The organism is Paenibacillus sp. J31R30 (assembly GCF_059692115.1).
The window spans coordinates 164,948-176,462 of sequence record NZ_JCAUAV010000007.1 but is presented as its reverse complement, the minus strand read 5'-3'; the positions used below and the strand labels follow the sequence as shown (position 1 = coordinate 176,462).

At 44.6% G+C, this 11,515-nt stretch carries 10 protein-coding genes and 1 pseudogene; 5 read left to right on the top strand and 6 right to left on the bottom strand.

What is annotated here, in order from left to right; genetic code table 11:
• Position 1: 1 nt before the first annotated feature.
• The 3 genes from AC58QO_RS22605 to AC58QO_RS22595 form a co-directional block, all read right to left on the bottom strand.
• Positions 2 to 886: a carbohydrate ABC transporter permease gene (locus AC58QO_RS22605; RefSeq protein ID WP_497269458.1), complete on the bottom strand. Its 885-nt coding sequence runs from the start codon at positions 884 to 886 to the stop codon at positions 2 to 4.
• Positions 887 to 898: 12 nt separating this feature from the next.
• Positions 899 to 1,795 carry an ABC transporter permease gene (locus AC58QO_RS22600; RefSeq protein WP_497269457.1) on the bottom strand — a complete coding sequence of 299 codons (897 nt, stop codon included), beginning with the start codon at positions 1,793 to 1,795 and terminating at the stop codon, positions 899 to 901.
• 130 nt (positions 1,796 to 1,925) lie between these two features.
• Positions 1,926 to 3,617: a dienelactone hydrolase family protein gene (locus AC58QO_RS22595; RefSeq protein ID WP_497269455.1), complete on the bottom strand. Its 1,692-nt coding sequence runs from the start codon at positions 3,615 to 3,617 to the stop codon at positions 1,926 to 1,928.
• A gap of 150 nt (positions 3,618 to 3,767) precedes the next feature.
• On the opposite strand from AC58QO_RS22595, the gene AC58QO_RS22590 reads away from it, so the two are divergent.
• On the top strand, positions 3,768 to 4,508 hold the full coding sequence (locus tag AC58QO_RS22590) for a formylglycine-generating enzyme family protein (RefSeq protein WP_497269453.1): 741 nt from the start codon (positions 3,768 to 3,770) through the stop codon (positions 4,506 to 4,508).
• Positions 4,492 to 6,327, top strand: a complete 1,836-nt coding sequence (locus AC58QO_RS22585; protein WP_497269451.1) for a hypothetical protein — start codon at positions 4,492 to 4,494, stop codon at positions 6,325 to 6,327. The genes AC58QO_RS22590 and AC58QO_RS22585 overlap by 17 nt, the downstream gene beginning before the upstream one ends.
• 762 nt (positions 6,328 to 7,089) lie before the next feature.
• Here AC58QO_RS22585 and AC58QO_RS22580 read toward each other — a convergent pair.
• Positions 7,090 to 7,737, bottom strand: coding sequence for a hypothetical protein (locus tag AC58QO_RS22580; protein WP_497269449.1), 648 nt, complete (start codon positions 7,735 to 7,737; stop codon positions 7,090 to 7,092).
• 175 nt (positions 7,738 to 7,912) lie between these two features.
• Here AC58QO_RS22580 and AC58QO_RS22575 point away from each other — a divergent pair, with 175 nt between their 5' ends.
• The gene (locus tag AC58QO_RS22575) at positions 7,913 to 8,356 is read left to right on the top strand and encodes a DUF488 domain-containing protein (RefSeq protein ID WP_497269447.1); all 444 of its coding nucleotides are present in this window, start codon (positions 7,913 to 7,915) and stop codon (positions 8,354 to 8,356) included.
• A gap of 145 nt (positions 8,357 to 8,501) precedes the next feature.
• Here the strand turns inward: AC58QO_RS22575 and AC58QO_RS22570 are convergent.
• A pseudogene (locus AC58QO_RS22570) lies at positions 8,502 to 8,648 on the bottom strand (IS3 family transposase); the annotation flags it as partial.
• A gap of 47 nt (positions 8,649 to 8,695) precedes the next feature.
• The gene (locus tag AC58QO_RS22565; protein ID WP_497269445.1) at positions 8,696 to 9,442 is read right to left on the bottom strand and encodes a cytochrome c oxidase assembly factor Coa1 family protein; all 747 of its coding nucleotides are present in this window, start codon (positions 9,440 to 9,442) and stop codon (positions 8,696 to 8,698) included.
• A 222-nt stretch (positions 9,443 to 9,664) separates the two neighbouring features.
• Between AC58QO_RS22565 and AC58QO_RS22560 the strand changes: the two genes are divergently transcribed.
• Together AC58QO_RS22560 and AC58QO_RS22555 are read left to right on the top strand one after the other, a co-directional pair.
• Positions 9,665 to 10,459, top strand: a complete 795-nt coding sequence (locus AC58QO_RS22560; RefSeq protein WP_497269444.1) for a hypothetical protein — start codon at positions 9,665 to 9,667, stop codon at positions 10,457 to 10,459.
• A gap of 85 nt (positions 10,460 to 10,544) precedes the next feature.
• The gene (locus AC58QO_RS22555) at positions 10,545 to 11,486 is read left to right on the top strand and encodes a hypothetical protein (RefSeq protein WP_497269442.1); all 942 of its coding nucleotides are present in this window, start codon (positions 10,545 to 10,547) and stop codon (positions 11,484 to 11,486) included.
• Positions 11,487 to 11,515 lie beyond the last annotated feature (29 nt).

Sequence of the window (11,515 nt, the reverse complement as noted above, 5' to 3'; positions counted from 1 at the left end):
TCTATTCTTTAACGCCGCCTTCCATTACACCCTTCGCAAAATGTTTGAGAATAATGGGATATAGCACAAGAATCGGGATCATCGCGATAACAATGGTCGCTGCCTTTAAAGCTGAGAAATCGAGCTGAGCAATGTTGTTATTTTGCAATAGATTAGCTGAACCCACCAATGCGGAGGTATCACCTTCTACGATGAACTGTCTGAGCAGTACTTGTAGAACCGTATTTTCACGACTGGAAAGGAAAATGCTTGATTTGAAAAACTCATTCCATTTAGCGACAATATAGAACATGCTGATGGTCAGTAAGGGAATTTTGGATAACGGCAAAACGATCTGGGTAAAAATTCGCATATGCCCAGCCCCATCGATCTTAGCGGCTTCCAACAAGGATTCAGGAATCTCCTCAATGAAACGCATCATAATGATGAGGTAGAACACGTTAATCGTACGGTAGATCACCATAGCCCAGAGACTATCAAGTAAATGAAGGTCTTTGATCACCATGTACTCTTGCACGATCCCAGGCTCGAAAATCATAATGATGATGAGGAAAATCATCAGCGGTGTCTTACCCACCAAATTTTTACGAGTTAACACATAGGCTGTAATCGTCGTAAAGAAAACGCTTGAGATCGTTCCGACGATGGTGATAAACAAGGAGTTCATAAGCGCCCTGCCGATCAGCTCATTGCTGAATACAACTTGAAAGTGGATCAGGGAAAAGCCCTTTGGCCAAATATCATAGCCGTGGATAAAGCGAACTTTATCAGGGCTGGAAAATGCTTTAGCAAATATGTTCATAATCGGTACAAACATCGTCAATGTAAGGACGGATAATATGGCCCCGATCAACAACTTGGGTACGGTAATTTTTCTACCTACCATGAAACTGCCTCCTTACCATGCACCTTTTGAGGTGAGTTTTTTGGAAATGAAATGTGTAGAAAGGACGAGCACTACGCCAATTGCGCTTTTGAACAAGTTGGCTGCTGTGGCAAAGGAATATTGCCCGTTAATTAAACCAACGCGATACACGTAAGTATCAATGATATCGATCTGACTATTTACAGAATCGTTCGTGAAGTTTAACACTTGATCCAGACCAGCATTCATAATAAAACCAACGTTAAGGATGAAGATGGTCACCATCGGTACATATAGATGTGGAAGTACGACGCGGGTAATAATGTGCCAACGACTAGCCCCATCGACATACGCTGCTTCGTAGAGACTTTGATTAATCCCAAGGATTGCAGCAAGGAAGATAATCGAATCCCAACCAATGTTACGCCATGCTTCACTTGCGACAAGCACCCAGCGAATGGAATCTTTATCCGTTAGAAAGTCTTGTGCCGGGAAGCCGAAGAACTGAATTAACCCATTCACTGCACCCGTTGACTTGGAAAGGAACTCGAACCAGATCCCTGCGATAACGACCCAAGATAGAAAGTGGGGTAAGTACGAAATCACTTGCACCGCTTTGCGGAACTTGCCATTCATGAACTCATTCAGCATTAGAGCGAAAATGATTGGAATCGGAAAAATCAGAAACATCTTCATCGCGCTGATAATTAATGTGTTTTTAATAACTTGAGCAAAGACCGGTGTACTGAATAATTCTTTGAAATATTTGAATCCTACAAAGACGTTATCCCCCATGATCCGAAAATCATAGAAGGCTAATTTCATCTCAATAATCGGCCATACATGAAAGATAATAAAATAGAGCAAGCCAGGAAGAAGCATGAAGTAAAGCGTTTTGTCAGTCCATATTTGTTTCAATTTGGCACTCATGTGATCGGATTCAACCCCTTTCTACCTACGTACGATGATTAACCGATTAATCAAAATGGTTAACCGATTAAGCAAACTTGCAAACTAAGAATATCTCAAAATGAAAACGGTGTCAATCTATGTTTTTTTCCTAATTGAATAAAATTTTCCCAATTGCGGCACTTCCGAATGGACTCATCTCCGATAATCCTTGATAGGAAATGACGATCCTTTGCGCTTTATCCCAATAAGGAAGCTCTGTCCCTTCCTCGCTGCGAAACGCGCTCCGATGCAAGTCTAACTCCGACCACCCCGGATTCACCGTGAGCTCATGGGTCCAGATTTTTTGCCCCGCTTGATCAGGACGGTATAACAGAGTGACTGCCCAACGCCCAGGGAGTTCATTGTATAACTGGATACGCAGCTTGTTCGTATCACTTAAGCTTGCCATCATCGGATCCACAAGCTTGTTCGTTGCCAGCTGAAACGGGATTTCCGGCTCATCCATGCCTAAGGCTTTGCCTCCCTGCGGATGTTCAAGAAAGGCATATTGAAATGCAGCATCATAGGGCTCCGTTCGCATAAATGGGCAGCTCCATCCATCCAGACCATTCGAGAAGTCAGCCAATACGAGGCTAGTTTTCTCTTGCGTTCCATTCACGCCGATATAAGACGGTGAGAAGCGAACAGGAAAAGAGCTCGTTTTGACGCCATCGGCGTATACGGCATCTATGTACATGTAGCCGCTTATTTGTGGATCCACCACGGGAATCTCAATACTAGCTTCTGCAGAAGCATCCACCTCTACAACATGCCAGTATCTTCCCGGCGGAAGCACTTCGCTAAAGTCCCACCAAGACCAACTAAAGCGGAGTTTCTCTGGGAGCATGGTTGACGCATCTAAAATGGCATGAGCACGCAGGCTGTCATATCCTTCTATCGTTGAAAGGCTGAGTGTGACGCGCGGCGCTTGCCGCTTCTGTCCTTCCCCTTTTACATGCACAGCCATCCAGTGATCTAGTGTTTTTCCAGCCCATGGGTCGAGCTGATGATTCTGGTTAGCCGCAAAAAATAAAGCTCGCTTCTCCTGCGGGATTTGAACCGCTGCCTCGCAAATGGCGTCCATCCAGCCCCAGTAGTCATTGGTGGCCGACATCACCAGAACAGGCGCTTGCTGGCGTGAAGCTAACGTTACACCGTCCAACATGCGGTTCCATTCGAAGGTATCTTCTAAGCTATGTGCCTTTCGGATATTGCGATTCAGTCTTCCAGGAGCCAAATGCTTCCCACAGCCATAAATCGGAACAGCTGCCTTCAGCCGATCGTCCCACGCATTAAGCAGCCACGTAATGGTACCGCCTCTGGATATACCAAATACGCCAATCCGATCGGGATCAACTTCATCACGCAAGCTTAACCAAGTAACCATTTTCTTAGCATGAATGACTCTCGTTAGCATGACCGATTGTAAAGGGTCATATTCATCTTCCATATCAGAAAGTGGCATATTTGCCAAATCGCTAAAACGGTCCGCCCCGCTAATTTCTTCCTTCCAATCATAGCCTAGCGCAACGTAGCCTTGACTCACCAAATGCCTAACATGGTCAAGATTAAGCGTCTGATTACCCCCGCCATGAATATGCATGACTGCTGGATAAGCATGCGCACCTTTGGGAAAGCCTAACCATAAATACGTTTTCACCCATTCACCAGGCAGCAGTTCCGTTTCCATGTACATTGCCCAGTACTCGGCATTTTCTTCGATAACACGTTCAACAATGGTCTCTTTGAACCTGCCCATCCGACCGGCAGCATCCATCAAATCTTGAAAGGTACTCTTCATAAAAATCAGTCCTCCAAAATTTCTCCTTGTGGTTAACCGTTTAATCAAATATGATTGTGATTGATTGTAAATGGTCTTAGTGAACGTTGTCAACTAGCTTATGTATCTCAAAGCTCATTATAACTTGTCCTAAGGGAGAGACGATTACCCATGACTTCCAATCCAATTGCAAATGTCACATCCTACGATGAACGCGTTTTCATTCCAGGCACATCCTACATTTATCGCGTGCAGCACCGCATCATGGAAGGGGACTGCCAATGTGATCACGGTCCTCGATTCGTGACCGTATCTGATTTTTATATAGATCGCTTCCCTGTGACCAATCACCAATTTCAACAATTTCTAGATGCCAGCGGGTATTGGCCAGACGATGACACCAACTTTCTCAAGCATTGGCAGGACAAGCAACCGCCTATCGGCAAGGAACATCATCCTGTCATCTGGGTCAGCCAGCGGGATGCTGAGGCTTACGCTGCACACTATGGCAGCAGGCTTCCCAGAGAAATCGAGTGGCAGCTCGCGGCAGGCGGCGATCACAAATTAAAATGGCCGTGGGGCACGGCTTTTGGGGCAGATCTTTGCCATGACGCAGGGCAGGATACGCAGCCTGTTGATGCCTATCCGGAGGGTGCAAGCCCGTACGGCTGCTTCGACATGAGCGGCAACACATGGGAATGGGTGGCAGATGTCGTGGATGACGCGCAGCATAAATTCACATTCTTGCGCGGCGGCTCCTATTACAAAGCCCAGCATACTTGGCACGCTGAGGGTGGTCCGCACCCCACCGATTTCCATCTAAAATTCCAATTGTTGAATGAAGGTTTGAATCGCTGTGAAACTGTCGGATTCCGCTGCGTGAAGGAGGCTCACCATGATACGAACAGATAATCATACCGGATGCATCACCATTGAAAATGAGAAAATGGGTTTCACCCTTCAAGTGAACGACGGCATCAGCTTGCACTCATTGAAGCATCATGCGATTCCTGTCCGCGAAGCTTTGTCGGCCGAACAGCGGGAATTATTCGTCATGGAGGTTGAGGGTGGTTATTCAGTGCCTGCTAGCCAATGGGTGGTTGGCGAGGTCGATACTGTCTCGGATCTTACGGAAGAGATGATCTCTGTCGAACTTAGCACGGAGGTTGGAGAGAATCGATTGTTCGCGAAAGTGATTCTTCTGCATCATCTTGGGGAGCAGTCGATCCGTTTTCTGATCCAATTGGCAGCGGAATGGGATGAATGGGGACCGCGCGAAGTGTATATGCGCATGCCTTATCTGGCCCAGCTTCAGCTTGTAGAGGGCGAAGATAGTCACTACTTCTTCCCATCGAACCCTAAGTCCAAGCGAGATGGCAGCAGCATTGTTCAAATGCATGTTGAATTCACCATGCCTCTTGGCATCTTTCATCCCAATCAACAGCAGGGGTTCAGTTTAGCCTTCCCCAATTTGAACGAAAATTGGTTCATCTGGGTCCAGAATCGCAATATGGACATGAAGCCTTGGACGACATTAAACGATTTGCAGCAGCATCGCTTCCTGCTTCGTCCTGATCAAGTGTTTGCTGATGTGATGGAGATTAAATTCACCGCTATTGATAACGGTTGGACGGAGTTTTTCAGTGCGTGGCGCCAAGAAGCTCGTATGCCGATTAACTTCCAGGAGTATAAACGGCCTGAACTGCAGTGGTACAGGGACACATTTATTCAGCATTTCACTTACTTGTATAGCAAAGAGATTTACAATTTCGAAACGAACGAGATTGAGGTCGATCGGTTCTTAGCGGATGGCGAAGCATTCGGCGGGTACGATTCTGTGCTGCTCTGGCACCAATATCCGCGTCTCGGTGTCGATCGTCGAAATCAGTGGCAGTTTTTCGAGGATTTTCCGGGCGGCATGACAGGACTGAAGGAACTGGTTGCGAAGTTTCACACAAAGGACGTCAAAGTATTCCTCCCGTTCAAACCGTGGGACATTGGATTTGACGAATCTCCCAAACAGTCTACCTTCAGCATCGTTGAGGTCGTTAGGGAAACTGATATCGACGGTGTTTTCCTCGATACGATGGACAGCGTACCTGACGGGTTTCGCGAAGCGATTAACGAAGTTAAGCCGGGCTTTGTCTTCTGTTCCGAAGTCCGCCCGAAGAAACGGAATCAGATCAAGCTGATCACCGGTTCCTGGAATCAATTTAAAAATAGAGAATCCATGCCCGAAGTGGATGCTTTCCGCTACGTCATGACCGAGCATTTCTCCCCGATTATTTCGCGCTGGCACGTAGGCGTCCGTAAGGATTTGCTGATTAAGCGCGCTATCTTCAACGGGACAGGCATCCTAATCTGGCAGGATGTCTTCGGCAGTTGGCTGCCTTATCATGCTGAGCACAAAGCTCAAATTAAGAAATGGAAACAGGTGTGGAAGGCGAATAAAGCCAACTTCCAAAGCAGCAAGCCGCTGCCGCTGTATCCAACATTGAAGGCCGGCTTACACTGCAACATGTTTCCAAGCGATGATGAGACCAGCGTGATTTACACGCTTTATAACGATACGGATGAAACGATTACGGGTGAGCTGTTGGTGAATTGTTACCCGGAATTGAGGGGCGTTTCTGAAATCTGGCACGGGTTGTCTGTTGAACTCCAGGTGGAGACGGGCAAGATTTCAGGAGAAATGCAGCCAAAGGAGCTTGTGATAATTAGAGTAGGTTGATTATGGAAAAAAGCGTACATCCCAATTGGTTGGGATGTACGCTTTTTCTTGTGGCCACATGGCTATAACATTTCCTATATAGTCCGAATTTAGAGACTTTCGATTAAATATGGGCAGTTTTAACGTGAACGGACACCTACAGAGGATGTGTATGATTTATCGAATAAATATTCAAAATCAGTACTCAAATCACGTTATATATATGAAATTTCGAATAGAATTGGCTGATTCTTTGTGAATGCAGCTCATTATATATGATTTTTCACATACATTTTGTGGTCTCTCGCAGATTATCAAAAAATTAACAATTAATCGACAGTCTCAAATTAACTAACTAATTCGACTGTCGACACCAATAATCCTCAATCAAGCCGAACTAGATGGCACTAGTGATTATGAATACCTTATGCCACAAGTTGGGGAGTTTGTGCTCAAGTAAGCAACTGCCAACTGAGACCTTGAGCACATTATTTGTGCTCAAGCGAGCAACTGTCGGCCGTGACTCGGACCTTGAGCACAATATTTGTGCTCAAGCGAGCAACAGTCGGCTGTGACTCGGGCCTTGAGCACGTTATTTGTGCTCAAGCGAGCAACAGTCGGCTGTGACTCAGGCCTTGAGCACGTTATTTGTGCTCAAGCGAGCAACTGTCGGCTGTGACTCGGGACTTTAGCATAATATTTGTGCTCAAGCGAGCAACTGTCGGCTATGACGCGGTCCTTGAGCACATCGGCAGTCTCAAATATCGGACTATCGTCACAACGCTAAGTCGGCAAACAGCTAATGATACAAACAGCCTGCGCACTCAAACAGAGCGGTGTGCATAAGACTGCGAAGATACCGCATGCAGCCTTGCAATTATTTCCAATCTGAATACATCTTGCTTTACAATCAGGATCCATCGTCGCTCGTTTGCTTTGCGGAATCAGCTTCATTAGCACACGCTCAAGTTTAGTAAATAGTCGCTTCAGAGCAAGTTGGAGAGATCTATCCATGCTGATATGCAAGGTTGTGCCGTCTTTGAATCGTATTTTTTGGGTACCCGAGCAAGAGCACCCCGTTTGGCAGCCGCATCCAAGTCTAATGGGCACGATTGCTTTCTTATTAATAAAGCCTTTCGCCGAAGTATTGCCGTTTTTATCTTGGATAATTAAATTGGCACTTGAGCTACCTTTCACTTGCTTTCCAAAAGTAGCTGTAAGTCTACTGCTTGTACGATTCAAAGATTGTATTTTGAATGTTGCTAGATTGCATGCATTCTGCGTGATGTTCAGCAAAATCTCGGAGACACCTCGTCTGGCGTTTATAACAAATCCTAAATTCGCGCTTAAAATGCCTTCTTGCTTAGATTTTATGCTAGCTGTTGCAAAAAGGGTGGTCGTTCCGTTGACTGTACGTACTAGTCCGGGCATAGCTATCCCTCCCTCCATTCAATTGGTGTATTCCCCCACAACATATGTGGAACCAATAGACTCGGTGTGGATGAATAACTAGAAGTCCTAGTAATTAAAAGGCGAGGTTGGACAAGTAGGTGGATTTTGCTTATCTTTAAAGTAACAACATATAATCAAAGAAGGTGAGATTACTGTGAACACAACATATACAATCGGTTTTACGGAAAAGCCATTAAGGACATTTATCCATCATTTGCGCGATCATCAGGTGACCAAAGTTATCGATACAAGACTCAATAATGAGTCTCAGCTTGCGGGCTATGCGAAAAAGGAAGATTTAAAATACATACTGGAACTTGTGGACATTTCCTATTTGCATGAACTTGATTTAGCGCCTACCAAGGAGATGCTGGATGCCATAAAGAAGAAGCAAATTTCATGGAGTGAGTTTGAAAAAAGCTTTATCGATTTAATCGCTCAACGAAAAATAGAGGAGAAACTGGACGAATTTTGGGGAGGAAACGAGACCGTTTGCTTCTTATGTAGCGAACATAAGCCTCATCATTGCCATAGACGATTAATCGTGGAATATCTAAAAGAGTATAAAAAAGATATAGAAGTTCATCATTTATATTAAAAAAGCGCGGGATGTTCGCCGTTGAAGATATTGACGAAATGGTATCCAGACTCACTAAGCATGGTGCTCAGCTCGTTGGCGAAGTGGTTCAGTACGGGGACTCGTATCGGCTCTGCTACATTCGTGGAGTAAACTGTCCCCTTCGTTATAGGACACTCAAAAAAGTCGAGGCAGATTGAAGAAGATGATCTCTGTATTGAACAGGGGGCATCTTTTTTATATTCCACTGGTACCGGTAGTGGTTGTAAAACGTCATGTGGTCCTTAATCTCCTGTTTTAACTCTTCTAAAGTCATGGTAGATAGCCAGTTACTTACAACATACCTCTGACTATCTTCAATTATTCCAACTTGTAATCCGTTACCTGCCAATCACTGCTGGGCTCCTTCGTTAAATAAATGCGGATCGCAGCACTTTTCATCGCACCTTTCACCTTCATCGTAAAGTCAGCCTCTCCTCTGCCGTTAATTCTGGAGACGCTGCCCATTGGTATGAAACCAAAAGAAATAACTTCTCCAAGTTGAGATCGAACTTCACTATTCTCTCTAATAAACTGTTTAGATACCTCGTAGGATCTATCATTTTTCAGCAGAGTGATTGTCATTGTAAAAGTAAAACCAACAAACAAAATAAATACACAAACAGGCAATACAATTTTAACCAGCAAGCTTACTTTCTTTCCAGTTGAAAATACGACTGTTTGGGCGATACGATCTCCAAGTTTTCGCCCGTCCTTGCTTGCTAACACGGCTATTAATTCGATAGGCCAAATGAAAGTTAAACTATTTCTGAGAATCAAATTTAGTAGTTTAGGGGCCTCTTGGCCATCGAGCGATTTGACGGAGAGTCCTACAATTCGCTTCCCGATGCTTGCACCTTTATATGAATCTTTGAATAAATAAAGACAGAATGCTATCGTCATAACGATTGGGGAAATCTTAAAAAGACTACTCGGATCTTCCATTAAAGAGTTGAAGTTGAGGAGAATCGGCAATATCGTTATGACGGAAATCCAAGTTTGATCGATAAAAAATGCGATGATTCTTTGTAAATTAATGCCTTGGAGCTTTTCGTTGGAGTCGTCCATTGTCCACCTCTGATCAGTATTCTTTTTCATTTCAAGTTAGTATTCTGCAACATTCTCTCTGCCATTTACTTTCCTCATTTTACCATGCTTCTTTCCTTTTTAGGCAATTATTCCTATCCACTCATCCATCCTGCTAATTACTCCAAGTCCACTATGTCCTTGTCCTATACCAAAATAGGAAACTGCACATATACTAAAGTACCGCAAAAGGGGGTGAAAACATTGGCAGTTAAACAAGTGGATAAACGTGTCTACGTCAAAATCTATAAACAAATGATAGAGATTAACACTCGCGTCCTTCTCAATAGAAAGAAAATAGATGAATTCCGACACGCCTGCTCATGCAAAAATAATAAGAATGCATTGTTACAGCTGATCATGCGACAGCTGAAGGCTATCAACAATAGAGTTCTCATAAATCAGAACACGATCGGAACGCAGCTCGTTCTTTCAGGCAAACAAAATAATAGCATAGACTTAAACAATATCATCATGCAGTTAAAAACGATTAAACGAAACGTTGTTATGAATTTTAAAATGGTTGCTCGTCTTTATAAGTTCGGTAAGTATAATGCCGAAACGAAGAAGAAATTGCGTATCATTCTTAAACAGCTAAAAAAGATATTCAAAAACCTTACACTTACGCAGCGCATCGTTAACAATTTGCTGCTCCCTCCGATTACCAGATGCCCGCAAGGTCATGTTTGTATCCCTGTGCGTTTAATTCCAGGTTTAAGCCTAGAACTAGATGTTGATCCCAGAGGACTTACGATTAAAGGAACGCTCAAAGTATTTGGGGCAGAGGTTTTCAGCGGCACGCTCAGTTTGGCGAATCCAACACTTGCTATTGGCGGAGAATTTGGTCTTTTCCTCGCCGAATTGAAGTTAATTGGGCAATTTGGCGACATTGCTCATGGTCACTTTAGAATTATCTTACAGGGTCGAGCATGTATCGGTCCTCCTATCGACTTCCTGCGTGAATGCACGGGATTCAACCAAATCATTTATGATCAATAGACGCTGAAAAAAGCTCAAGGACTACTTGAGCTTTTTTCATATATCGTATTATATTGGTATGATACGACACTTGGGAGGCATTGACTTGTCATCGAATTTACATATGTATTCAGCCTTTCACCCGACTAGTGGGCGCATTACGGCGGAAGACGCCGAGTTGGACGCTGCGCTCCGAAACGATCTGATCTGTGAATACTGTGGCGTGCCCGTTACCTTTGTAAACGCTCATTTTCGAAACGGGTTGTATATCCCTCATTTTTTTCACCTCAAAATTGGGATGAAAACACATTGGACGATTAATCGCGAAGTGTGTGAGTACGACTTGGGCATGCACGCGAAACTCAAATTGCCCTCCAGCCGTTCACACGGCGTCATCACAAATAAAGATTTTAAAATAAAGCTCACCGCACCTAACGAATTAAAACATATGCTGATGGAGCTGCTCACAGACGATCTCATTCCAATCCAACAGCCAGGCGATTATGATCGGGCGGAGAAGAAGCTTTCCGACTATATCCATTCAGCAAAAGCTTTATCCAAAATTGCGCACGAATGGGAGCGCAACATAGCCGTTAACGATTTAGAGCTCCGCATATTCGGGACAACTACACGATGGTCGGACATGTATGCCCGGAACTGGGATCAGCTGTACAACAAATTTTCAGTTCCGAAGCCGAAAGATGTCGTCATCATGCGAGGAACGTTCAGCAGCATCTCCCAGCCGCTTCCTGATCGTAACGGCCACCAATGGGTGGAAATTGTGCTCAATACAGCGCCGATCTCACAGAATACTCCCGATAAAACGCACGCATTTGCTCGGATCAAACTGTTTGCTCCGATGTTCCGATCGGTGATCAAGCAGCTCGAAAGGGCAAGTATACAGAGTCAAAAGCTTGAAATCACATTTTGCGGTAAAATTGAGCGGTCATTAAGCAAAAAAGACCGGACGCAGCAGGTCAAGGGCATTGCCGTTCTGCGCAGGCAGCTGCACATCCAGCCTCTTACGCCTCGTCCTGACGCGCAATAGGCTGGTACTGACGCGTCAAGTTCCTGACA

What these genes read in the sequence shown, in the direction of transcription:
- AC58QO_RS22595 (WP_497269455.1), bottom strand. Translation starts at nt 3,617, where the DNA reads ATGAAGAGTACCTTTCAAGATTTGATGGATGCTGCCGGTCGGATGGGC.
- AC58QO_RS22600 (WP_497269457.1), bottom strand. Translation starts at nt 1,795, where the DNA reads ATGAGTGCCAAATTGAAACAAATATGGACTGACAAAACGCTTTACTTC.
- AC58QO_RS22580 (WP_497269449.1), bottom strand. Translation starts at nt 7,737, where the DNA reads ATGCCCGGACTAGTACGTACAGTCAACGGAACGACCACCCTTTTTGCA.
- AC58QO_RS22605 (WP_497269458.1), bottom strand. Translation starts at nt 886, where the DNA reads ATGGTAGGTAGAAAAATTACCGTACCCAAGTTGTTGATCGGGGCCATA.
- AC58QO_RS22585 (WP_497269451.1), top strand. Translation starts at nt 4,492, where the DNA reads ATGATACGAACAGATAATCATACCGGATGCATCACCATTGAAAATGAG.
- AC58QO_RS22590 (WP_497269453.1), top strand. Translation starts at nt 3,768, where the DNA reads ATGACTTCCAATCCAATTGCAAATGTCACATCCTACGATGAACGCGTT.
- AC58QO_RS22565 (WP_497269445.1), bottom strand. Translation starts at nt 9,442, where the DNA reads ATGGACGACTCCAACGAAAAGCTCCAAGGCATTAATTTACAAAGAATC.